General features: G+C 45.9%; 21 protein-coding genes. 8 read left to right on the forward strand and 13 right to left on the reverse strand.

Features of this window, described 5'->3' with window-relative positions; translation table 11 throughout:
- Window positions 1-161 precede the first annotated feature (161 nt).
- Together ACF8CV_RS19820 and ACF8CV_RS19825 are read left to right on the forward strand one after the other, a co-directional pair.
- Window positions 162-530, forward strand: coding sequence for a PilZ domain-containing protein (locus tag ACF8CV_RS19820; protein WP_005460291.1), 369 nt, complete (start codon window positions 162-164; stop codon window positions 528-530).
- A gap of 28 nt (window positions 531-558) precedes the next feature.
- Window positions 559-1,560, forward strand: a complete 1,002-nt coding sequence (locus ACF8CV_RS19825) for a M23 family metallopeptidase (protein ID WP_069536130.1) — start codon at window positions 559-561, stop codon at window positions 1,558-1,560.
- 61 nt (window positions 1,561-1,621) lie between these two features.
- On the opposite strand, the gene tyrA is transcribed toward ACF8CV_RS19825, so the two are convergent.
- The 3 genes from tyrA to nagZ form a co-directional block, all read right to left on the reverse strand.
- Window positions 1,622-2,749, reverse strand: a complete 1,128-nt coding sequence (tyrA, locus tag ACF8CV_RS19830; RefSeq protein ID WP_086590735.1) for a bifunctional chorismate mutase/prephenate dehydrogenase — start codon at window positions 2,747-2,749, stop codon at window positions 1,622-1,624.
- Between the two features lie 25 nt (window positions 2,750-2,774).
- The gene (locus tag ACF8CV_RS19835; RefSeq protein WP_005488320.1) at window positions 2,775-3,848 is read right to left on the reverse strand and encodes a 3-deoxy-7-phosphoheptulonate synthase; all 1,074 of its coding nucleotides are present in this window, start codon (window positions 3,846-3,848) and stop codon (window positions 2,775-2,777) included.
- A 207-nt stretch (window positions 3,849-4,055) separates the two neighbouring features.
- Window positions 4,056-5,039, reverse strand: a complete 984-nt coding sequence (nagZ, locus tag ACF8CV_RS19840) for a beta-N-acetylhexosaminidase (protein ID WP_021454358.1) — start codon at window positions 5,037-5,039, stop codon at window positions 4,056-4,058.
- A 99-nt stretch (window positions 5,040-5,138) separates the two neighbouring features.
- Here nagZ and ACF8CV_RS19845 point away from each other — a divergent pair, with 99 nt between their 5' ends.
- Together ACF8CV_RS19845 and murQ are read left to right on the forward strand one after the other, a co-directional pair.
- The gene (locus ACF8CV_RS19845) at window positions 5,139-6,251 is read left to right on the forward strand and encodes an anhydro-N-acetylmuramic acid kinase (protein WP_025631969.1); all 1,113 of its coding nucleotides are present in this window, start codon (window positions 5,139-5,141) and stop codon (window positions 6,249-6,251) included.
- A gap of 36 nt (window positions 6,252-6,287) precedes the next feature.
- Window positions 6,288-7,214, forward strand: a complete 927-nt coding sequence (murQ, locus tag ACF8CV_RS19850) for an N-acetylmuramic acid 6-phosphate etherase (protein ID WP_031857225.1) — start codon at window positions 6,288-6,290, stop codon at window positions 7,212-7,214.
- A gap of 79 nt (window positions 7,215-7,293) precedes the next feature.
- Here the strand turns inward: murQ and ACF8CV_RS19855 are convergent, their stop codons facing one another.
- Both ACF8CV_RS19855 and ACF8CV_RS19860 read right to left on the reverse strand, forming a co-directional pair.
- Window positions 7,294-7,626: a hypothetical protein gene (locus ACF8CV_RS19855; protein ID WP_015296261.1), complete on the reverse strand. Its 333-nt coding sequence runs from the start codon at window positions 7,624-7,626 to the stop codon at window positions 7,294-7,296.
- 139 nt (window positions 7,627-7,765) lie between these two features.
- On the reverse strand, window positions 7,766-8,107 hold the full coding sequence (locus ACF8CV_RS19860; protein WP_005460271.1) for a DUF2799 domain-containing protein: 342 nt from the start codon (window positions 8,105-8,107) through the stop codon (window positions 7,766-7,768).
- Window positions 8,108-8,380: 273 nt separating this feature from the next.
- Between ACF8CV_RS19860 and ACF8CV_RS19865 the strand changes: the two genes are divergently transcribed.
- The 3 genes from ACF8CV_RS19865 to btsR all read left to right on the forward strand — a co-directional run bounded on the left by ACF8CV_RS19865 (window position 8,381) and on the right by btsR (window position 12,441).
- Entirely contained in the window at window positions 8,381-9,865 is a 1,485-nt protein-coding gene (locus ACF8CV_RS19865; RefSeq protein WP_005477897.1) for a carbon starvation protein A, read from the forward strand.
- Window positions 9,866-10,010: 145 nt separating this feature from the next.
- The gene (locus tag ACF8CV_RS19870) at window positions 10,011-11,681 is read left to right on the forward strand and encodes a sensor histidine kinase (RefSeq protein ID WP_005488281.1); all 1,671 of its coding nucleotides are present in this window, start codon (window positions 10,011-10,013) and stop codon (window positions 11,679-11,681) included.
- A gap of 31 nt (window positions 11,682-11,712) precedes the next feature.
- Window positions 11,713-12,441, forward strand: a complete 729-nt coding sequence (gene btsR / locus ACF8CV_RS19875) for a two-component system response regulator BtsR (RefSeq protein WP_005460295.1) — start codon at window positions 11,713-11,715, stop codon at window positions 12,439-12,441.
- A 76-nt stretch (window positions 12,442-12,517) separates the two neighbouring features.
- Here the strand turns inward: btsR and ispH are convergent, their stop codons facing one another.
- The 6 genes from ispH to murJ all read right to left on the reverse strand — a co-directional run bounded on the left by ispH (window position 12,518) and on the right by murJ (window position 20,140).
- Window positions 12,518-13,483, reverse strand: a complete 966-nt coding sequence (gene ispH / locus ACF8CV_RS19880) for a 4-hydroxy-3-methylbut-2-enyl diphosphate reductase (protein WP_005460282.1) — start codon at window positions 13,481-13,483, stop codon at window positions 12,518-12,520.
- Between the two features lie 24 nt (window positions 13,484-13,507).
- The gene (fkpB, locus tag ACF8CV_RS19885; protein WP_011105680.1) at window positions 13,508-13,939 is read right to left on the reverse strand and encodes an FKBP-type peptidyl-prolyl cis-trans isomerase; all 432 of its coding nucleotides are present in this window, start codon (window positions 13,937-13,939) and stop codon (window positions 13,508-13,510) included.
- A gap of 156 nt (window positions 13,940-14,095) precedes the next feature.
- Complete coding sequence (lspA, locus tag ACF8CV_RS19890; protein WP_005460289.1) at window positions 14,096-14,605, reverse strand: signal peptidase II; 510 nt, start codon at window positions 14,603-14,605, stop codon at window positions 14,096-14,098.
- A gap of 73 nt (window positions 14,606-14,678) precedes the next feature.
- Window positions 14,679-17,507: an isoleucine--tRNA ligase gene (gene ileS / locus ACF8CV_RS19895; protein WP_138938678.1), complete on the reverse strand. Its 2,829-nt coding sequence runs from the start codon at window positions 17,505-17,507 to the stop codon at window positions 14,679-14,681.
- A 64-nt stretch (window positions 17,508-17,571) separates the two neighbouring features.
- Window positions 17,572-18,507, reverse strand: coding sequence for a bifunctional riboflavin kinase/FAD synthetase (gene ribF / locus ACF8CV_RS19900; protein ID WP_025540477.1), 936 nt, complete (start codon window positions 18,505-18,507; stop codon window positions 17,572-17,574).
- Window positions 18,508-18,577: 70 nt separating this feature from the next.
- Window positions 18,578-20,140, reverse strand: a complete 1,563-nt coding sequence (gene murJ, locus ACF8CV_RS19905) for a murein biosynthesis integral membrane protein MurJ (protein ID WP_025793521.1) — start codon at window positions 20,138-20,140, stop codon at window positions 18,578-18,580.
- 294 nt (window positions 20,141-20,434) lie between these two features.
- On the opposite strand from murJ, the gene rpsT reads away from it, so the two are divergent.
- Window positions 20,435-20,695 carry a 30S ribosomal protein S20 gene (rpsT, locus tag ACF8CV_RS19910; RefSeq protein WP_005381938.1) on the forward strand — a complete coding sequence of 87 codons (261 nt, stop codon included), beginning with the start codon at window positions 20,435-20,437 and terminating at the stop codon, window positions 20,693-20,695.
- Window positions 20,696-20,892: 197 nt separating this feature from the next.
- On the opposite strand, the gene ACF8CV_RS19915 is transcribed toward rpsT, so the two are convergent.
- Both ACF8CV_RS19915 and nhaR read right to left on the reverse strand, forming a co-directional pair.
- The gene (locus ACF8CV_RS19915) at window positions 20,893-21,189 is read right to left on the reverse strand and encodes a metalloregulator ArsR/SmtB family transcription factor (protein ID WP_005461077.1); all 297 of its coding nucleotides are present in this window, start codon (window positions 21,187-21,189) and stop codon (window positions 20,893-20,895) included.
- Window positions 21,190-21,481: 292 nt separating this feature from the next.
- Complete coding sequence (nhaR, locus tag ACF8CV_RS19920; protein WP_005457134.1) at window positions 21,482-22,372, reverse strand: transcriptional activator NhaR; 891 nt, start codon at window positions 22,370-22,372, stop codon at window positions 21,482-21,484.
- Window positions 22,373-22,412 lie beyond the last annotated feature (40 nt).

A 22,412-nucleotide genomic window follows, 5' to 3' on the forward strand; every position in this document is an offset into this window, starting at 1 on the left:
TAAGGTATTTGATGATTTGAGAGTCATTGGGTCAGTGAAAAACATGACCGTGCACTTACGTAACTCTGTAGCGTTCTCGACAGTTTTTAAACAACATTCGAACACTTTTTGTTCTTCTTGATATACTATTCAATCTGTTTAAATGCCTTAGAGAGCGCAATATGACGGAGAAAAGACGCTTTTCACGCATCATCTACCAAGCTCCAGCTCAGTTAGAACAACGTGATTTGAGACTTAACGCTACGATTCAAGATCTTTCCTTGCATGGCTTACTCTTACAAGCCGAAGGCTTGGATACATTGAATCCTGCACTTTTGGTTGATGTCGGTTTCTCGTTCCACCAGTCTGAACAAGAGATTACGTTAACGGCACAGATCGTAGACGTCACTCAAGACCAAATACGGCTCAAGATCACCAACATCGGCATTGAAAGCATTAGCCAATTAAAACGATTTATCGAATTGAATGTAGGCAATAACGAACTTCTGAATCGAGAGTTAGACCATCTTTCCGATTTAGGGGAAAAATAAATCAACGCCTATTTAAGTAACAATAATTATGTCTAAAAAAATCATCATGCAGATCCCCACTAAAAACGGTGATCAGCAATTTTATTTGGGCCGCGGTTCGGTCCTAACCATATTGACTTCGATCATCGCCTTACCTGCCGTTGTCGGTGGGGCTTGGTATTTGAACCAGCAACAGATTCATAATCAGACAACGCTGGCGCAAACCATTACCAAACTAGAAAGCGAGAAAGCGGAAATCACAGCGCTCTATGAAGAGCAATTGGATACCAACCACTCACTCTCTCAAGCTTTGACGGACAAGAACAACCAGATTCAGCTGCTCGGAAAGCGCGTATTTGATGTGGAATCGGTACTCGGCCTTGCTGATGAAGAGCTGTCTATCGATGAGAACAACCTCGCCTTAGAAGAGCGAATTGATGCGGCAGCTATAGATTCTGCGGTTCGTGCGACCATGTTCCGTTTGATTCCGAATGACAGCCCAGTGACGTATCAACGAATCTCTTCTTCTTACGGCAGTCGGATCAATCCTATCTCAGGCAGAAGACACGTGCATACTGGTATCGATTTGACCTGTAAGCGCGGTGAAGAAATCCTCGCGCCTGCAGACGGTGTGGTTGAAACCGTACGTCCAGGAAACAAAGGTTATGGTAACTACCTCACCCTTCGTCACTCTTTTGGTTTCTCTAGCTCTTTCGCTCACTTGAACAAGTTCAATGTCAAAAGCGGCCAGTTTGTTAGTAAAGGTGATGTCATTGCGCAATGTGGTAACTCAGGAAATTCAACCGGCCCACATTTGCACTATGAAGTGAGATTTCTTGGTCGCACACTTAACCCTCAATCACTAATGGAGTGGACGCCAGAAAACTTCAACTACGTGTTTGAGAGAGAGAAGATGGTGAAATGGGGTCCATTAGTTCAGTTGATTGATAATGTAGTGCGGCTACAAATCAACTTAACTAACTCACCCTACCGCGACACAACGATTAATACTGTTTCTAGTGAAGACAACAACGAAACGATTATTAACTGATGTCATTCCTTTAAATAGAAAGAGCAGCCTAGAGCTGCTCTTTTCTTTTAAGAGGATAACATTATCCACGATGGATATTGTCATTCGCCTGTTTCAGTAAGTTTTGGCTCTCGTTCATAAATTGCTGAGAGTATTGGCCAAACCAATCACTCACCTGCTCAAAACTTTCTACAAATTTGGCCTTGTCTTTGCTGTCTAAAATCGCAAGCGCTTCCCCAAAGCGTTGATGGAAACGTTTGATCATATCGATGTTCTCTTGCGATGCGAGAATGATGTCACCGTATAGATTTGGATCCTGCCCAAACAGACGCCCCACCATTGCCAATTCAAGACGGTAGATTGGCGAGCTCAGTTTCAACAGTTGCTCAATATTCGGGTTCTCTTTGCTAAGGTGCATTCCGTAAGCAAATGACGTGAAGTGGCGCAGCGCTTGAATTAACGTCATGCCATGATCGTGCTCTTGCGCATCAATCTGACACAAGCTCGCGCCCCAAATACCAAACTGTTGTAACAACCATTGGTATTGCTCGTTACCACGCCCATCACAGTACACAATCACCTGCTTGGCAAGGCTAGGAACATCAGGGCCGAACATCGGGTGTAAACCAACCACAGGTCCAGTGTGCACATTCAACATCGCTTGCAGCGGCTTTGACTTGATAGACGTCAGGTCACACAGAATGCAGTCTTGTGGCAAGTTGCCCAGTTTTTCAATCACCCCTTCCGTCAGGTGAATCGGTACGGTGACAACCACTAAGCCTGCGTCTTTGAGAATCTCATCTGCACGATCCCAATCTTTGCTACCCAAAACTTTCACTTGGTAACCTGATAGCTTGAACATGCGGCCAAACAGACCGCCTAACTGGCCATTACCACCAATAATGACCACTGAGCGTAATTCTGGGTTCAAACACTTAAAACCGGAATCTTTCTCGCTGGCATAAGACTCACGCATGGTACGACGAAGAATGTCTTCGATAAGCTGAGGTGGGACACCCATTTTCTCAGCTTCTGCTCGGCGAGACGCCAGCATCGCCGCTTCACGATCAGGGGCATAAATAGGCAAACCGTGTTCGCTTTTTACTTCCCCAACTTTTTCTACCAGCGCTAAACGCTGAGCCAAAAGCTCAAGCATTTGTTTGTCGACTGCATCAATCTGATCGCGTAATGCGTTAAGTTCAACTGCCATTGATGTTCCTTAAATAAGTTCCGTTTTAGCCTTTAAGGCGGTTTTCTAAGAAAGGCACCAGCTCTTCGTGTGCATGACGTAATAGTGCCTCAGTTGACTCCCAATTAATACAAGCGTCAGTGATAGATACGCCGTATTTCATCTCATCCAACGCCAGATCAGAAGATTGATTACCTTCATTAATGTGGCTCTCGATCATCAAACCGATGATCGACTTGTTCCCTTCACGGATTTGGTGAATCACATCTTCTGCGACCAATGGCTGACGACGGTAATCTTTGCGTGAGTTTGCATGGCTGCAATCCACCATCAATGACGCTTCAAGACCTGATTTCGCCATTTCTTGTTCGCATTCCGTAACGGATACTGAATCGTAGTTCGTCTGTTTACCACCACGTAGGATCACGTGGCCATTCGGGTTACCTTGGGTTGTGAGCAACGCAACTTGACCTTCACGGTTGATACCCATAAAGCGGTGGCTAGAAGAGGCTGCCTGCATCGCATTGATTGCGGTTGCCAAACTGCCATCTGTGCCGTTCTTAAAGCCAATCGGCATCGAAAGACCACTAGCCATCTCACGGTGTGTTTGTGATTCTGTTGTGCGTGCGCCGATCGCTGCCCAACTAAAAGTATCGGCTAAGTATTGTGGGCTAATTGGGTCAAGAGCTTCGGTTGCAAGTGGGATTTCCATTTCCGCCAGTTCCACCAGCAGTTCACGTCCTACATGCAGACCGTGTTCAATGTCGAAGCTGCCATCTAGGTGTGGGTCATTGATCAGGCCTTTCCAGCCGACCGTGGTGCGCGGCTTCTCAAAGTAAACACGCATTACAATATACAGTTGGTCGCTTAGTTGTTCAGAAAGAGCTTTTAGACGCTTCGCGTAATCCTTTGCGGCTTCAATGTCATGGATAGAGCATGGTCCACATACGACAAGTAGGCGATGGTCTTTTTTGTGAATGATGTTGGCGATGGTTTGGCGAGATTCTTGAATAAAACGGCGCGCCTTTTCACTAAGAGGAAGCTTCACTTTTAGCTCATCTGGCGTAATAAGAACCTGTTCATCGCTGATGTTAATATTGCTCAATTCACTTTTTTGCATAATTCAAACCTGTATATTTATTTTTACACCCAACCAAATCCTTGGCGAGACAACTAAGCTTTAACGACAAGATAACAGGCTAAAAAAGAAAAACAAGCGTACACAATAAAAAACATTTAATGTAAACATAAATTTACACCCAAAGAAAAAGCCAAAGTCTAATGAGCTTTGGCTTCTAATTGGTGTTTTTAACAGTTTACAAGAGGTTTAGCTGGTCAAGCGTTTCATCGCTTCACTCGCCGCTTTCCACTCATGAGACAATTTGAGATCGCTTAAAGAAAACGACTGTTTTTTGAGTAACGCATCCGCCAGTGGCACGGTTGAAACAGGCAAGTTATCCAACACTTCAACTTGTGCTTCACGCTTATTACACATCAATAGCATATCGCAACCGGCTTTCATGGCTTGAGCCCCACGCTCAGCTGGGCTGCCCATGATCGCTGCGCCTTCCATCGTCAAATCATCGGAGAAAATTAAGCCTTTAAAACCAAGCTGTTGACGTAAAACGTGTTTCAACCAGTATTCAGAACCACTTGCGGGCTGAGAATCGTAGTTCGGGAAAATCACGTGAGCAGGCATCATGGCATCTAAAATACCGGCATCAATTTGCGCTTTGAAGATAGCCATGTCTTGTTCAAAAATGTCGCTGCGCTCGTCGTATGGCGTTTCTAAGTGTGAGTCAGCAATCACACCACCATGACCTGGGAAGTGTTTTCCGGTCGTCGCCATTCCTACGCTCTTCATACCCTGCATATAAGCGGTGCTATAACGAAGGATGGTATCGGCATCTTCACCAAATGCACGGTTACCGATCGCTTTGCATTGATGACCTTTGTCGAGCACGGGTGCAAAGCTTAAATCGATGTCGTGAGCAATCAACTCGGCTGCCATTAGCCAACCGCCCATACGTGCTAGCTCTTCGCCATTTTGATGTTTGGCGTATTCGTCGGCGGCAGGGATTAACGAGAAACCTTCACGAAAGCGTTGTACTCGCCCGCCCTCTTGATCCACACCAATCAGGAATGGGCGTTTCACCGCCTTGCGGATAGATTGAGTAAGTGCTTGAAGCTGTTCACTATCATGATAGTTACGAGTAAATAGGATCAAGCCACCAACCGTAGGATGTTCCAGAATTTCTTTGTCTTCTGCGGTCAGTTCATAACCCGCAACGTCAACCCATAACGGTCCCATTTTTTCTCCTCAAAATCGGCTGAATATCTCGTATTCGATGAGGTTATTCGCTTCAGATTTGCTTTACAATAAGTGAATGAAGAATTGACGAGATCGGCTATGAAATTTAACGAACTGTACATTGGTGTGATGTCTGGAACCAGTATGGACGGCGTTGATACCGCTCTGGTTGAGATTACAGATAATCACGTTCGCTTAATTGCGCACGACGACTATCCAATGCCTGCGGCGATGAAAGAAATGCTGTTATCGGTTTGTACCGGTCAAGCGACAAACTTAAAAGCCATCGGTGAACTTGACCACCAGCTCGGCCACCTATTTGCAGATGCCGTGTTGCAGCTACTCAATAAGTCTGGTTACGTCGCAGAACAAATTCGTGCGATTGGTAATCACGGTCAAACGGTATTCCACCAACCTACTGGAGAGTTACCCTTTACCACTCAATTGGGCGATGCCAACATTATCGCGGTCAAAACAGGCATTGATACGGTAGCGGATTTTCGTCGTAAAGACATGGCGCTAGGTGGACAAGGTGCCCCACTGGTTCCCGCTTTTCACAAAAGCATCTTTGCCATGCAAGATTCCACAACGGTCGTGCTAAACATCGGCGGCATTGCCAACATTTCGGTTTTGCATCCGCAGCAACCCGTGCACGGCTACGATACAGGGCCGGGCAATATGTTGATGGACGCATGGTGTGAGCGACATACAGGTCACGGTTTCGACAAAGACGCGCAACTTGCCCAGCGAGGCAGCGTCAACGAAGCATTGCTGGCTCATTTACTTAAAGAGCCTTATCTCGCAATGTCTGCCCCGAAGAGTACCGGACGTGAACTGTTCAACATGGATTGGCTACATCACCAGTTAACCAATTACGATGTATCCGTCGAAGACGTCCAACGCACCTTGTGCGAATACACCGCAATCACTATTGCGCATGACGTAACAAAGTTCACGTATGGCGAGACACCTCAGCTGTTGGTTTGCGGCGGCGGTGCACGCAACCCACTATTGATGCAACGTTTAGCGGAACTTCTCCCCCAATGGCATGTGACAACCACTACCGATAAAGGCGTTGATGGCGACTACATGGAAGCAATGGCGTTTGCTTGGCTTGCGCAGCGCCATATTCATGGCCTCCCTAGCAATTTACCGGAAGTCACAGGGGCAAGTCGCCTCGCTTCACTTGGTGTGCTCTATTCAAAAAATTAAGGGCAATAGACCCTAAACAAAAAGGCTTAATTCATTATGACGAACGATGCACTTATCGCAGCTTTATCCCATCTGGTATCTGAAGGGCGAAATCCAGATACCATGGACATCGACTTGCTGCCTTCTCTCGATATTGTTCAACGCATCAACCAACAGGACAAACTCGTTCCGCTTGCCGTTGAAAAAGTGCTGCCTGAAATTGCTCAAGCGGTCGATAAGATCACCGACGCCTTTAAAGTGGGTGGACGCTTAATTTATATGGGTGCAGGCACGAGCGGCCGTTTAGGTGTACTGGATGCCTCGGAATGCCCACCAACGTTTGGCGTATCGGACAAAATGGTGATCGGCCTTATCGCTGGTGGCCCAGAAGCGATACTAAAAGCCAAAGAAGGTGCAGAGGACTCACCTCAACTTGGTGAGCAAGATTTAAAGGATATCGACTTCAGCAGCAATGATGTACTGGTAGGAATAGCAGCCAGTGGTCGTACACCTTATGTGATTGGCGGTTTGGAATACGCGAATACGATTGGAGCAACTACCGTTGCGTTGTCGTGCAATCCGGATTCTCCTATCGCAGATATTGCCGATATCGCAATAAGCCCCGTTGTTGGCCCTGAAGCCTTGACGGGGTCCACTCGCTTAAAATCAGGCACCGCGCAAAAGTTGGTGCTCAACATGCTCACTACAGCAAGTATGATCCGTTTAGGTAAGAGCTACCAAAACTTGATGGTGGACGTGAAAGCGACCAACAACAAATTGGTCGCGCGTGCTGCTCGCATTGTTATGCAGGCGACGGAGTGCACTAAAGAAGAGGCAACCGAGGTACTTAAGCAGACCAATTATGAGGTGAAACTGGCGATCTTAATGATCTTGACCGATCTTGATATCGAGTCCGCACGTCAGCACCTTCATCATCAAGACGGCTTCTTGCGTAAAGCGGTAGAAAGCCATAAATCGAACTGACCTAATGTAAGAAGGTTGGACAGTAAAAAGGTGGCTCATGGGCCACCTTCTCTTTTTGCCGGAGCTGACACATCAAGCATCAATCCTCGTCATACAACCACTCATCAAATTCACGATTTAACTCGTTATTCACCTTACGCTTGATCTGGTCTGGGTCAGTGGCATTTTTAACGCGTTCCACTTTATTCGTGTACTGGCTTGTCGCCTCGTTTACTTCCCGTTTCATTTTGTTTTGCACGTAAGTCCCGTTGGTGAGATCTTCAATATCCCGCTTGGTATTATTGAGCGTATTCGTAATCTGATGTTTGTTATGGTCGTATTTGCGTTTCGCTTTGATCGTGTCTTTCAGCACATTGCTGGCACTTGCGGTTAGCGGCAGTAATACTAACGCAACTAAAAAGTACTTTTTCATATTTCAATATCACTTATTACTCAATCTCAATGAGCCAAGTAGACCAAAGCGATCCGATAGAATTGTCAGAAGTTCAACAAGCCAAACTATCGTCTTGATTATGAAACAGAATGAGCCTTGTCGTTAATTGCTGTATTTATTAATTACTGTATTCGTTCCAGCCTCGTTGCCATTCCATACGGAATTTTTGCGCTTGCTCAGTGCCCTCACAGACACCCTCATAATATTGGCCAGATAGACCCATTTGATAAGCAAAGTCTGGATTGCAATATTCAGCGACACCTTCCAAATAGCCACGGTCATAATCACCAGGGTTAGCAGTGCCCAACGTTTTCAGCTCTTTTACACTACGAGAAGTGTGCCCTGCGATGCCATCTTGATAACCAATCTGATACCAATCACCCGATTTGGCGAGATCTTCCGTGGTTGCAGCACACCCAGCCAATAATACCAGCGCCAACCCCAACGTCGCTTTTTTCATAACTCTTCCTTAACTGATTGTTTTCAAAACAAGCTTATCACTAATTCTCAGAATCTGCCGCTCAACACCCAGATTTCGCCACTCACGCTGCCGTTAAACCACTTAATGATGAAACGCGCCACTCACTAGCATCACAAACCACTCAATCGGTATATCGACCACTCGCTACTCTATTCGACCACTCATCTACTAAGCGAATGCATTTAACACAAGTGCCGCATAACATGCACCCTGAGATTAAAAAATTACCCTACCCAACCAAGGACAATTGCTATGATGTGGTTTCTAACTTGTGTCGCTGCCCTCATCGGCGGATACTTCATCTACGGCGCTTTCGTTGAGAAAATTTTCGGCATCAATGAGAAACGCCAAACCCCTGCACACACCAAAACGGATGGTGTTGACTTTGTTCCAATGTCAACAAAGAAGGTTTACCTAGTTCAGCTACTTAACATCGCTGGTGTAGGTCCTATCTTTGGCCCAATCATGGGTGCACTTTACGGCCCAGCCGCAATGCTTTGGATTGTTGTAGGTTGTATCTTTGCAGGTGCCGTACACGATTACTTCTCAGGTATGCTTTCAGTGCGTAACGGCGGTGCATCAGTGCCAACGATTACTGGTCGCTACCTAGGTAATGGCGCAAAACACTTTATGAATATCTTTGCCATTGTCCTGTTGCTTCTTGTTGGTGTGGTATTCGTATCAGCGCCAGCGGGCATGATCACAAACCTAATCAATGATCAAACCAGCCTAAACGTAAGCATGACAACAATGGTTGTGGTTATTTTTGCTTACTACATCATCGCGACAATCGTTCCAGTAGATAAGATCATCGGTCGTTTCTACCCTCTATTTGGCGCACTACTTATCTTCATGTCGGTTGGTCTAATGACTGCGGTTGCTCTATCTAGCGAGCACACAGTGATGGGTGATTTCCAAGTAACAGACATGTTCTCTAACCTAAACCCAAATGACATGCCTTTATGGCCTGCACTGTTCATCACTATCGCTTGTGGTGCAATCTCTGGCTTCCACGCAACTCAGTCGCCACTAATGGCACGTTGTATGGAAAACGAGAAAAACGGTCGCTTCGTATTCTACGGTGCAATGATTGGTGAAGGTGTTATCGCTCTAATCTGGTGTGCTATCGCCTTATCATTCTTCGGTTCTCTAGAAGCGCTTTCTGAAGCAGTGAAAAACGGTGGTCCTGGTAACGTGGTATACAGCGCGTCATTTGGTCTACTAGGTGTATTCGGCGGTATCATTGCTTTCCTAGGTGTGGTTATCCTACCAATCACTTCAGGTGACACAGCGTTCCGTTCAAGCCGTCTAATCCTTGCTGAATACTTCAACATGGAACAGAAAACATTACGTAACCGCCTGCTAATGGCTGTACCGCTATTCGTTATCGGTGGTGTGTTGACTCAAGTAGACTTTGGCATCATCTGGCGTTACTTCGGCTTCGCAAACCAAACAACCGCAGTAATGATGTTGTGGACTGCGTCAGCTTACCTACTACGTCACAACAAACTGCACTGGATTACAACTATCCCTGCAATGTTCATGACCACAGTATGTGTGACTTTCATCCTAAACAACAGCTCACTAGGTTTCGGCCTACCAATGCAAGTGTCGACTATCGCAGGGGTCATCTTCTCCCTAGTCGTTACAGGTTACGTTATCAAAACCTCTAAAGGTAAAGGCGAATCTGAACTGGCGGATGAAGAAAAACCACAAGCAGTAACAGAAACTGCGTAAGCCAACCTCATATTGACTGGTTAAGACAAGGAGCCTGCCGTTTGCAGGCTCTTTTTGTTTTATACCTAAATGACTTTAAAGGCCGATAAAACCTTGAGGTTGTTTAGGTATACAATAACAACATTAATTTCAGGTTAGGTTCGCTATGGAACTGGTTATCTCTCTCTTGCAGCAAATGTGTGTTTACTTAGTCTTGGCTTACATGCTGAGTAAAACACCCATCATCTTACCGCTACTGAGTATTTCGTCTCGCCTTAGCCATCGTTTGATTTGCTACGTGCTCTTTTCTGGCTTTTGTATCCTCGGGACGTACTTTGGTCTACACATCAATGATGCTATCGCCAACACCCGTGCCATTGGCGCTGTCATGGGCGGGTTGTTCGGCGGGCCAGTAGTCGGTTTTGCTGTCGGCTTAACTGGCGGGATCCATCGTTATTCCCTTGGCGGCTTTACCGACCTAGCCTGTGCTATTTCAACCACTGCTGAAGGCGTGATTGGTGGCTTGTTACATGTCTACCTTATCAAACGCAACAAGGGCGCATTGCTGTTCAACCCAAGCGTGGTGTTCAGCGTGACATTTGTTGCCGAAGTTGTGCAGATGATTTTGTTGTTGGCGGTAGCCAAACCCTTCGACCAAGCCTACGAACTGGTGTCAGCGATTGCCGCTCCGATGATCATTGCCAACTCGTTCGGTGCCGCACTTTTCATGAGCATCCTACAAGATAGAAAAACCATTTTTGAAAAGTACTCCGCTACCTTTTCACGCCGTGCGCTTACCATCGCCGATCGATCCGTAGGCATTTTGAGCAACGGTTTTAACACCGAGAATGCAGAAAAAATCGCTCGTATCATTTACGAAGAAACCAAGGTTGGCGCAGTTGCAATTACTGATCAAGAGAAGATTTTGGCGTTTGTCGGCATTGGCGATGACCACCATAGACCGAATACACCTATTTCATCGCAAAGCACATTAGATTCGATGGAGAAAAACGACATCATCTATCTCGATGGTACAGAGCGTCCGTATCAGTGTTCTTTGGCGAAAGATTGCAAACTCGGTTCAGCGTTGATCATTCCATTGCGTGCGGGTAAAGCGGTCATCGGAACAATCAAACTCTATGAACCTAAGCGTAAGCTGTTCTCAACCGCCAACATGTCAATGGCAGAAGGGATAGCTCAGTTGCTCTCCAGCCAAATTTTGTATGGCGATTATCAACAACAACAAGCGCTGTTAGCGCAGGCAGAAATCAAACTGCTGCACGCGCAGGTAAACCCTCACTTTTTGTTTAACGCGCTCAATACCATCAGTGCAATTACACGCCGCGACCCAGATAAAGCCCGTGAGCTTATCCAAAACTTGTCGCATTTCTTCCGCAGTAACTTAAAACAGAACATCAATACGGTGACGCTGAAAGAAGAGCTTGCACACGTCAATTCTTACCTCAGTATCGAAAAAGCACGTTTCACGGATCGCTTGGAAGTAGAAATAGATATCGACCCAGAGTTGCTCGATATCAAGCTGCCAAGTTTCACACTTCAACCCTTGGTGGAAAATGCCATCAAACACGGCATCTCCAATATGCTTGAAGGTGGAAAAGTTAAAATTTACAGCGAAGCGCACCCTCAAGGACACCTGATTACGGTCGAGGACAACGCAGGCAGTTTCCAGCCACCAAAAGACAACCACTCAGGTTTAGGCTTGGAAATTGTAGACAAACGTCTCACTAATCAATTTGGGCGTGACTCAGCGCTAAAAATTGCGTGTGTGACGCATCAATTTACTAAAATGAGCTTTATCATTCCCCCGAAATCATAAACCCAATCAGCAGCAATAAAGGTAATGTTGGATGTTAACCGCACTCGTCATTGATGATGAACAGTTTGCTCGAGAAGAGCTGGCAGAGCTCTTGGATGAAACAGGTCAAGTGGAGGTGGTCGGTGATGCGTCCAATGCCATCTTGGGCCTCAAAAAAATCAACGAGCTCAAACCTGATGTGGTGTTCTTAGATATCCAAATGCCTCAAGTGACCGGGATCGAGCTGCTTGGCATGCTCGATCCTGAAACCATGCCGTATGTGGTTTTTGTTACCGCTTATGACCAATACGCAATCCAAGCTTTTGAAGATAACGCGTTTGACTATCTCCTCAAACCTGTCGACCCATGCCGCTTGAACAAAACCGTTAAGCGCCTAAACAAGGTGATCAGTCAATCAGCGTTAACTCAACAACTGTCTGCGATTACACCCGATACTTTGGATCAAATTCCTTGTATTGGACACAATCGGATTGTGATCATGGCAACCGAGACGGTGGAATGTGCTTATAGCGATATTAGCGGTGTGCATGTACGTTCCACCAGCCAAACAGCAAGCACTCAGCTCACGTTAAAAACACTGGAAGAAAAAACGCCCTTAGTGCGTTGTCATCGCCAATATTTAGTGAGCATTAAGGCCATCAGTGAAATCAAGCTGCTGGAAAATGGTCTAGCCGAAATCATCACTAAAACAGGCTTTGAGATTCCAGTAAGCCGTCGTTACCTCAAAGTACTCAAAGAGATGCTAGGTATCAGCCATTAAGTGCCGAATATGAGCGAAACATGCGATCAAAAAAGGCGACCTTGAGGTCGCCTTTTGAATATTCGATAAATGGATATCAGTCCACTTGCTTGATTTGCAGCTCTTTTGGTACTTCGAAGAACATGTTTTCTTCTCGACCTAAGACTTCATCGACTGAACGTGCACCCACTAGCTCTTTGATACGCTCAAGAATCTGATTCACCAACTCTTCTGGCGCAGAAGCACCCGCTGTCACACCTACTTTTGTCTTGCCTTCAAACCACTCTGGCTTGATATCTTCAGGACAATCAGTCAAGTAACCAGGCGTGCCAAGTTTCTCAGCCAACTCTTTAAGACGAGTAGAGTTTGAAGAATTCTTAGAACCCACAACCACCATTACATCCACATCACCAGCCAGCTCTCGCACGGCATCTTGGCGGTTTTGTGTTGCGTAACAAATATCGTCTTTACGTGGACCTTGGATGTCAGGAAATACGCGGCGTAGCTCTTCAATCACATCAGCAGTTTCATCGACAGACAATGTGGTTTGGCTTACATAGTGCAGATCCGATGGATCTTTCACGATCGCTTTTAGTTTCTCAACGTCCGCAGGAGTTTCCACTAAGTACATGCCGCCAGTTTCGCTTGAGTACTGACCCATGGTACCTTCGACTTCTGGGTGACCAGCATGACCAATCAGAACCACTTCCATATTGCGTCGGCTTGCACGCGCAACTTCCATATGAACTTTCGTTACCAATGGGCAGGTTGCATCAAATACCGTCAGATCACGCTGTTTTGCTTCTTGGCGAACCGCTTGCGATACACCATGAGCAGAGAAAATCACGATGTTGTTGTCAGGCACTTCATGTAGCTCTTCAACGAAGATAGCGCCACGCTGTTTTAGCCCTTCAACCACAAAACGGTTATGAACCACTTCATGGCGAACATAGATCGGCGGCTGATACAGCTCTAGCGCACGCTCTACGATGCTAATCGCACGGTCAACACCAGCACAAAAACCGCGTGGGTTAGCTAATAGGATTTTCATTTCATTGCTCATGGAAATTATCTTTTATTGGGTTGGCTATTCTACTGACAAAATTTCGACTTCGAAAGTCACATCTTGTCCCGCTAGAGGGTGATTAAAGTCTACCGTTACCGAATCGCCAGCAATCTCAGTAATGATGCCCGGAATTTCCATACCATCAGGGCCACTGAAAGCCATGATAGTACCGACTTCAACTTCCGCTTCACCAACAAATTTGGTGCGATCCATATGATGAATATGGTCTGGATTAGGCATACCAAAAGCATCTTGCGCTTTGAGTTCAATCGCTTTGTTCTCACCAGATTGGAGCCCCACCAAGCACTGCTCGAAGTTCTCACTCAGGCTGCCGTCACCCATCACAAATTTCGCTGGTTTGCCCATATTATGAGTGCTGTCAGCCACCGAACCATCTTTCATTTTGATCGTAAAGTGCAGGGTTACTACCGAATCATTCGTTATTGTTGTCACGTTACTGCTTCCTTGTTCTTGGGTCATTACGTCTATCCGCTTTGTCTTTTTATACACTGATGTGCGGATTTGCGCTCCAACATAATAAAAAGCGTCGTACGAATCAACGGACGACGCTTAGGGTTATTCGACTTTTCCAATATACATGGCCACGATTTAGGCTTTTGCTGTGTCTTTCTTGCGAAAGCCGTCTAGGATAATCATCGCCGCACCAAGACAAATCGCCATATCAGCAAGGTTAAATGCCGGCCAGTGATAATTGCCCCAGTAGAAGTCTAAGTAATCGACCACAAAACCATGGATCACGCGGTCAAATACGTTGCCAACGGCACCACCAATAATCATGGCGTAAGCAATGTTGTTCCACTTTTCTTTTGCAGGAAGCTTACTCATCCAATAAGTCAAAAGACCTGTGACTACAAACGCGATACCGGTAAACAACCAACGTTGCCAACCCGCTTGATCGCTCAAAAAGCTGAAAGCTGCGCCATAGTTGTGAACATAGAGAAGATTGAAGAAAGGCAAAATTTCAATTCGGTTTGCCCAGCCATATCCCATGTTGTTCATGACAACGTATTTAATGCCTATATCGGCCAAAAAAATCACAATCGCTAGCCACAGCCAACGTACACCTGATTGCTTTAACGTCAGTGCTTTTTCACTCATTACTTTACCTACAAACAGCCCCAGTAAATACTGGGGCTGTTAATTTTAAAAAAAGTTCAGTCGTTCTAGGCAATTACGCGAATTTACGTACTTCACCTTCGCCATCAACGTTAGATACACAGCGACCACAAATCTTCTCGTGACCCGCAATTGTGCCTACGTCTGGCGTGTGGTGCCAACAACGATCACACTTCTCAGCTTCTGTCGCTTTCACTTCAACAAACAGACCTTCGATGTCTGTTGCTTGTGCCGCGTCAGATTTCTCGCTTAAAGGCTTAACTGCTGCTGCAGACGTCAGTAGCACGAAGCGTAACTCGTCTTCTAGCTTGTTGATTTTCGCCGCTAGTGCGTCATCAGCAAATAGAGTTAGCTCAGCTTGTAGTGCACCACCGATGGTTTTCTCTGCACGCGCCGCTTCAAGAAGTTTGTTCACCGCCCCACGAACTTTCTGAATTTCAGTCCAGAATTCGTTGTTCAGCTCTTCACCTTCCGCTAGACCAAATAGACCATCGAACCACTCACCTGTGAACACGAATTTTTCGCGCTCGCCTGGCATCTCGTTCCAGATCTCATCTGCGGTGAATGACATGATTGGCGCCATCCAACGAACTAGTGCTTCTACGATGTAGTAAAGTGCAGTCTGACAGCTACGTTGAGCGTGGCCGCCCTGCTTCGCTGTGTACTGACGGTCTTTGATTACGTCTAGGTAGAATGAGCCCATCTCGATAGAACAGAACTGCATTAGACGCTGAGTTACGGCGTGGATGTTGTATTCATCGTACGCTTTGATGATCTCTTCTTGCGCAGCAAGTGCACGACCTACCGCCCAACGGTCTAGCGCCACCATTTCTTCAGCAGGAACAATGTCTGTTGCTGGGTTGAAGCCATTTAGGTTCGCAAGGAAGAAACGCGCTGTGTTACGGATACGACGATACGCATCTGCAGAACGTTTTAGGATTTCATCAGAAACCGCAACTTCACCAGTGTAGTCTGTAGAAGCAACCCATAGACGCAAAATGTCTGCACCAAGTTTGTTCGTTACGTCTTTTGGTGCAACCACGTTACCGATAGATTTAGACATCTTACGGCCGTGACCATCAACCACGAAACCGTGCGTCAGAACTTGTTTGTATGGCGCTACACCTTTCATCGCAATTGATGAAATTAGAGAAGACTGGAACCAACCACGGTGTTGGTCAGAACCTTCAAGGTATAGGTCGGCACTGTTACCGTTGTACTCTTCACGAGCATCAACAACTGAGAAGTGCGTAACACCTGAATCGAACCATACGTCTAGCGTATCGAGTACTTTTTCGTACTGCTCTGCTTCATCGCCTAGTAGTTCAGCTGCGTCTACATCCCACCATGCTTGGATGCCTTTTTCTTCAACAAGCTTCGCTACTTTTTCAATTAGCTCTAACGTGTTTGGATGAAGTTCTGCTGTTTCTTTATGAACAAACAGAGCGATTGGTACACCCCAAGTGCGTTGACGAGAGATACACCACTCAGGGCGACCTTCGATCATACCTTCGATACGGCTTTGACCCCACTCAGGCATCCACTGAACACCTTTGATTGACTCTAGTGCTTTTGCACGTAGGCCAGCTTGGTCCATTGATACGAACCATTGCGGTGTTGCGCGGAAGATGATTGGAGTCTTATGACGCCAACAGTGTGGGTAGCTATGCTCGTAAGCGTGATGATGTAGTAGCGCGCCTTTTTCTTTTAGCGTTTCTACTACAGCGTCATTCGCTTTGAATACGTGCTGGCCAGCAAAAAGCTCAGTGTCTGGTAGGTAAACACCGTTTGAGCCCACTGGGTTTGCCACTTCTAGGTTGTACTTCTGACCAACCGCAAAGTCTTCCTGACCATGGCCAGGTGCCGTGTGAACCACACCAGTACCTGAGTCAGTCGTCACGTGATCACCAAGGATCGCCGGAACTGTGAAATCGTAGAATGGGTGTTGGAACTGAGAAAGCTCTAGAGCCGCACCTTTCGCAAAACCAAGGTTATGGAAGTGCTCGATGCCCGCGCGATCCATCACATCTTTTGCCAATTCAGCAGCAACGATAATACGCTCAGGGTTGTCACCCTCAACTTGGATTAGCACGTATTCAAGATCATCACGTAGACATACTGCGCGGTTTGCAGGCAGAGTCCAAGGAGTGGTTGTCCAGATAACGATTGAAACGTCACCCTTACCTTCGTGACCTTCCGTCAATTCAAATTTAGATAGCAGCGCAGCTTCGTCCGCTGTTTTAAAACGTACGTCGATAGATGGCGATACTTTATCTTTGTATTCTACTTCTGCTTCTGCAAGTGCAGAACCACAATCCGTACACCAGTGAACAGGTTTGAAACCTTTTAATAGGTGGCCATTACTTGCGATTTTACCAAGCGCACGAATAATGTTCGCTTCAGTTGCGAAATCCATAGTGCGGTATGGCTTATCCCACTCACCCATGATGCCAAGACGCTTGAAGCTTTCTTTCTGACCTTCAACCTGACCTGCTGCGTATTCGCGACATTTTTCGCGGAATTCCGCTGCCGTTACTTTTTGGCCTGGTTTGCCTACTTTCTTTTCTACCATCAATTCGATTGGCAGACCGTGGCAGTCCCAGCCTGGGATGTAAGGTGCGTCAAAACCTGAAAGTGTTTTGGATTTAATAATAATGTCTTTAAGAATCTTGTTTAGTGCGTGACCAATGTGAATGTCACCATTTGCGTAAGGAGGGCCATCGTGCAATACGAATGACTTTTTGCCTTTTTTAGCTTTACGGATTTCACCGTAAAGATCTTCTTTGTACCAACGCTCAAGCATTTCTGGCTCACGATTAGCCAGGTTGCCGCGCATTGGAAACCCTGTTTCAGGTAAGTTCAGGGTATCTTTATACTCACTCATCGATTCTTAATTCCGTTATATTGGGCGAAAATTAGACATTATGTCGAACGGTGGAATAAACCGTTCAACTCTTAAGCTGACGCAGCCACACCCTTGCTGCTTCAGCATCCAATTCGATTTGTTGTTTAAGTGCTTCAAACGACTCAAACTTTTGCTCATCTCGAAGTTTGTGCAAAAGTTCCACTTCTAGTTGCTTGCCATATAAATTGGCATGAAAGTCAAATAAGTGTACTTCTAACTGTTGGCGAACGCCATTTACTGTAGGTCGTTGGCCAATATTAGCCACGCCACCGACTGGCTTATCACCCAAGCCTAGCGCTTGAACAACATAGACTCCGGAAACCGGAGAAACACAACGTTTCAGTGGAATATTGGCCGTCGGGAATCCAATGGTTCTTCCTAACTTTCTTCCGTGTGAAACGCGACCGCTGATGCTGTAATCTCTTCCCAGCATCTCTTGTGCGGCATGCAAATCGTCACGAGCTAAGGCTTCGCGAATCGCGGTACTACTCACTCGTAACTGTTGTAAACAAAAGCTTTGGGTACTGACGACTTCAAAGCCGTATTTTCCCCCTGCTTCCTGCAACATAGCAAAGTTACCTAAACGGCCTTTGCCAAAGCAGAAATCATCACCAACGACAAGAAACTTAACACCCAAACGCTCGACCAACAAGTCGCGGATAAACTCTTCCGCTGTCAGGCTGGCAAAATGGCGATTAAAGTTGACGCAAAGCAAACGGTCGATGTCGAGCTTGCTTAATTGAACGAACTTGTCGCGCAGTCGCGTCAACCTTGCGGGCGCTTTGTCTTTGGCAAACAGCTCCATTGGCTGAGGTTCAAAGGTCATCACAACCGACGGTAACGAAAGTTTCTCCGCTTGCTCAGACACTTGCTGCAATACTTGTTGATGGCCTTTGTGTACGCCATCGAAATTGCCGATCGTCAACACACAACCATAATGGTGTGGTGCGATATTATGAATGCCTCTAATCAGTTCCATTGGATACTGCGTTCTGCCTCTGTTTTTACTTTGCACTGTGTGAAACTGACGGATTATATACTAATCAACCTCAATCTGTCCCAGCTTTTAGGTCTTTTAAACGTACGCCTGTCAAAAATAGAACCGCCAGGTAAACTGCGGCGCCTAGACCAATTAACATTCCTAACATGCCGCTACGGTGAGCAAAGCTCCACTCAAGCCAAACCGACATGTCTTCCAATTGCCATAAGATCGCAGCGACCATCGCAGCGCCAGCAATCACCAAACGTATAATAAAGAAGACGGTACGCTTAGTGATTTGATAGACACCTGCAATGTGCAGACCTCGGTACAACAGCGCCATGTTGACGAACGCTGACAATGCCGTAGCAATAGCCAAACCGACGTAACCGTAGAAATAGGCGAAAATTGCGTTGAACACCATGTTAGTCACCATCGCGATGATGCCGTATTTCACTGGCGTTTTTGTGTCTTGACGTGAGTAATAGCCTGGCGCCAACACTTTAATTAACATGAAATTCAATAGGCCAGATGCGTAAGCGAGCAACGACAGAGACGCTTGGTGCACATCTTGTGGAGAGAACTCACCGCGCATAAATAGCACCATCAACATCGGCTTCGCCAACGCCATCAAACCCAACATCGCCGGAATCCCGAGCAACGTTACCATGCGAACGCCCCAATCCATGGTATGTGCAAAACCTTCGCTCTGCGAGTCCACATGTTTACGAGACAGCGCAGGCAAAATCACCGTCGCAATCGCAATACCAAACAGCCCCAGCGGGAACTCCAACAAACGATCGGAATAATACAACCAGCTGATTGAGCCAGTTTGTAGAAAGCTGGCAATAAAAGTATCAAATAGCAGGTTGATTTGACTGACAGAGACGCCAAACAAAGCGGGAATCATCAACGTGCGGATTTTTACCACCCCAGGATCGCGCCACCCCCACTTAGGCTTAACCATCACGCCCGCTTTAATAAGGAAAGGAATTTGGAATAAGAACTGAACCAAACCACCTAAAAACACACCGATAGCCAGACCGATTTCCGGTTGAGACATCTGTGGCGAAATAAACCAAGCCGCCAGAATGATCATGACATTCAAAAAGACCGGAGTGAATGAGGAGACGGCAAACTTGCCGAGTGTGTTAAGAATGGCTCCGGAAAGCGCAACAAAAGTGATGAACCATAAATAAGGGAAGGTAATTTTGAGCATCAGACTGGCTAGCTCAAATTTCTCTGCGGCCGGCCCACCATGTATCCAATCTAAAAACCAGCCAAAACCAAACAGCGCGGTTACCACACCAGAGCCCAGCACGCCCAGCACGGTAACAATAGAGACAATAACCCCTAACGTACCGGCAGCACGAGCAATCAACTCGCGTGTTTTATCCATATCACCTTGAGCGTGATTCTCCGTTAAAACAGGGACAAACGCTTGAGAAAAAGCCCCTTCAGCAAACAAACGTCGTAAGAAATTCGGAATTTTGTTGGCGAAGAAAAAGACGTCAGCGCTTGCTCCTGCCCCCATTAAATTTGCCACTACAACATCGCGAACTAAACCCAGAACGCGGGAAATTAATGTCATAGCACTGACGATCATGCCTGACTTGAGTAGTCGTTTACTCACTGTAACCTCGGAATATCACTATAAGACAGCCAACCCTATACTGTTAAGCTCGTGGAGGCTCTAAATAGACGTCAAAAATATATCCGTTTATTGTTAGTTCTAAGCGGATAATTATTAGCATTGGTATAAAAATGCTGTTAGAATCCCCGCCATCTTAACCGCGATAACCTTTCATACCAAAATTTGTTTTGGTTTAGATGGGTTTTTGCACAAATCATTTGACATTTAGGCGCAAATGAGGGATATTCCTCGCCCTTAAATTGTCACAGAACTAAGTTTTTGGGAGTTAGACCCTTGGCAAATAGTAAATCTGCTAAGAAGCGCGCTATCCAAGCTGAGAAACGTCGTCAGCACAATGCTAGCCGTCGCTCAATGATGCGTACTTACATGAAGAAAACTGTTGCTGCTATCGAAGCAGGCGACAAAGAAGCTGCAACTGCTGCATTCGCTGTAGTTACACCTATCCTAGACCGCATGGCAACTAAAGGCCTTATTCACAAGAATAAAGCAGCTCGCCATAAGTCTCGTTTCGCTGCACAAATCAAAGCTCTTTAATAGACACTTGATTTTACAGTGAAGAAAAAACCGGCTTTATGTCGGTTTTTTTATATCTAAAATTCGTCAAATCACGAATCCAAGATAAGAAAAAGCTGGCACTGCCAGCTTTTGTTATTTAGAACGACTCAAATCTGCCAGTTACCTACCGTTGCCTAAACAACACAGATAACCCTAACGCATTTCAGTCTGTGCGATCAGTTTGCGCAATAAAGACCGTGAAGGGTTTGAATCAATGTCTTCACCTCATCACTTTTTAACGTGTAATACACCGTTTGCGCTTCTTTTCTCGTCGCGACCAATTCGTCACGACGAAGCCAAGCTAAATGTTGCGATAACGCCGACTGGCTTAATTCCAGTTTGGTACACAGCTCCCCAACGGACAACTCTTGGTTATGCAGCATACAAAGAATTTGTAGGCGTCTTTCGTTTGCCATCGCTTTGAGCAACACGACGGCTTTTGCGGAGTTTTTCTCCATTTCTTGTAGATTCATGTGTTGGACCTCTAGCTACAACTTACTTATTCCAACCCTGGCCAGCTTGTTGTGTTGCACTGATTTAATATCTCTAAGGACATCAAGATTCTTCTCCAGAGCCTTCTTTATTAGAACCTCTAAATTTGGCTTTAAAGCGATACATCAATTTAACCCACCAGCAGTGTTCACTGGGGCTTTATCGACGAGAAATAATTTTGCTCACTAAACCAAGTATCTTGAATTACTTAGGTATCATTTAGATTTATATTTTTATCGATAGTAATCTATTTATTTGAGCAACGATACGGGTTTACTCAAACATTTGACTGAAATCAGCATCACATACGTTTTTTACCGCAGGATGCTGAATCATTCGCTCGGCGAAAATAACGTAATACTCTTCTTTCAAATCCTCAACATGACCGATCAACTGTAAGCTGCGGTCATCTTCGATTTCTGACATGTAAACCGTCGGCGCCAAAAAGATTACATCATCACGGTATCTCGCAAAGGCTTTCATCAACGCGACGTCATCAAACTCTCCCAAGACATCTGGTTGTAATCCTTGGCGATCAAACCATTGAATGACTTTTCGCCCCATCGCCGTTCGACTTGCTGGGATCAACAGCTTTTTCTTTTCCAAAATTTCAGGGAACTTGACGTCTGGAATGTCAGAAGATGCAAAGAAACTCATGCTACTCTCGCCAAGCTTCTTACTATAAAGGCCTGGGCTTTGCGTCGAGTCCACCGGGCAATCAGAAAGAATCATATCCAACTTGTGCTGCGATAGCCGTTCTAATAACAGTTCGTGCGTCGACTCGTAACAACGTAAGTGGATACTGTTGTCTTCAGGCACGGTTGTCATCAGTACTTTACTAACTAGCCGTTTTGACAGCGCATCGGCTACACCAACTTCAAACAAAATGTTGGAGTGCTGACTGTAGTTCACAATATCAAGCATCTCATAGCTTAAACCAAACATACGATCCGCATATTTGAAGACCAATTGTCCGAGTTCTGTTGGTTCGACAGTACGGCCGTTTCGCTTGGTTAGCTTACCTTTCATCCGCTCTTCAAGCGCTTTGATTTGCCCGGTCACCGTTTGAGGAGTGAGAAAAAGCGCATCCGCGGCCTTGGTAACAGAGCCTTGCTTGCACACCATCCAGAAGTAATAAAGATGGTTGTAATTTAGATGTGACATCGGCCAATTCCAGAAAAGAAGGTGATGCTTTTTATACCAA

Origin of the sequence: Vibrio sp. zbq_1, assembly GCF_043102935.1 — a bacterium.
Taxonomy (GTDB): Bacteria; Pseudomonadota; Gammaproteobacteria; order Enterobacterales; family Vibrionaceae; genus Vibrio; species Vibrio parahaemolyticus.

Excerpts from the sequence above, each read along its gene's own strand:
- ACF8CV_RS19820 (WP_005460291.1), top strand. The coding sequence starts at position 162 with ATGACGGAGAAAAGACGCTTTTCACGCATCATCTACCAAGCTCCAGCT.
- ACF8CV_RS19825 (WP_069536130.1), top strand. The coding sequence starts at position 559 with ATGTCTAAAAAAATCATCATGCAGATCCCCACTAAAAACGGTGATCAG.
- tyrA (WP_086590735.1), bottom strand. The coding sequence starts at position 2,749 with ATGGCAGTTGAACTTAACGCATTACGCGATCAGATTGATGCAGTCGAC.
- ACF8CV_RS19835 (WP_005488320.1), bottom strand. The coding sequence starts at position 3,848 with ATGCAAAAAAGTGAATTGAGCAATATTAACATCAGCGATGAACAGGTT.
- nagZ (WP_021454358.1), bottom strand. The coding sequence starts at position 5,039 with ATGGGACCGTTATGGGTTGACGTTGCGGGTTATGAACTGACCGCAGAA.
- ACF8CV_RS19845 (WP_025631969.1), top strand. The coding sequence starts at position 5,139 with ATGAAATTTAACGAACTGTACATTGGTGTGATGTCTGGAACCAGTATG.
- murQ (WP_031857225.1), top strand. The coding sequence starts at position 6,288 with ATGACGAACGATGCACTTATCGCAGCTTTATCCCATCTGGTATCTGAA.
- ACF8CV_RS19855 (WP_015296261.1), bottom strand. The coding sequence starts at position 7,626 with ATGAAAAAGTACTTTTTAGTTGCGTTAGTATTACTGCCGCTAACCGCA.
- ACF8CV_RS19860 (WP_005460271.1), bottom strand. The coding sequence starts at position 8,107 with ATGAAAAAAGCGACGTTGGGGTTGGCGCTGGTATTATTGGCTGGGTGT.
- ACF8CV_RS19865 (WP_005477897.1), top strand. The coding sequence starts at position 8,381 with ATGATGTGGTTTCTAACTTGTGTCGCTGCCCTCATCGGCGGATACTTC.
- ACF8CV_RS19870 (WP_005488281.1), top strand. The coding sequence starts at position 10,011 with ATGGAACTGGTTATCTCTCTCTTGCAGCAAATGTGTGTTTACTTAGTC.
- btsR (WP_005460295.1), top strand. The coding sequence starts at position 11,713 with ATGTTAACCGCACTCGTCATTGATGATGAACAGTTTGCTCGAGAAGAG.
- ispH (WP_005460282.1), bottom strand. The coding sequence starts at position 13,483 with ATGAGCAATGAAATGAAAATCCTATTAGCTAACCCACGCGGTTTTTGT.
- lspA (WP_005460289.1), bottom strand. The coding sequence starts at position 14,605 with ATGAGTGAAAAAGCACTGACGTTAAAGCAATCAGGTGTACGTTGGCTG.
- ileS (WP_138938678.1), bottom strand. The coding sequence starts at position 17,507 with ATGAGTGAGTATAAAGATACCCTGAACTTACCTGAAACAGGGTTTCCA.
- ribF (WP_025540477.1), bottom strand. The coding sequence starts at position 18,507 with ATGGAACTGATTAGAGGCATTCATAATATCGCACCACACCATTATGGT.
- ACF8CV_RS19915 (WP_005461077.1), bottom strand. The coding sequence starts at position 21,189 with ATGAATCTACAAGAAATGGAGAAAAACTCCGCAAAAGCCGTCGTGTTG.
- nhaR (WP_005457134.1), bottom strand. The coding sequence starts at position 22,372 with ATGTCACATCTAAATTACAACCATCTTTATTACTTCTGGATGGTGTGC.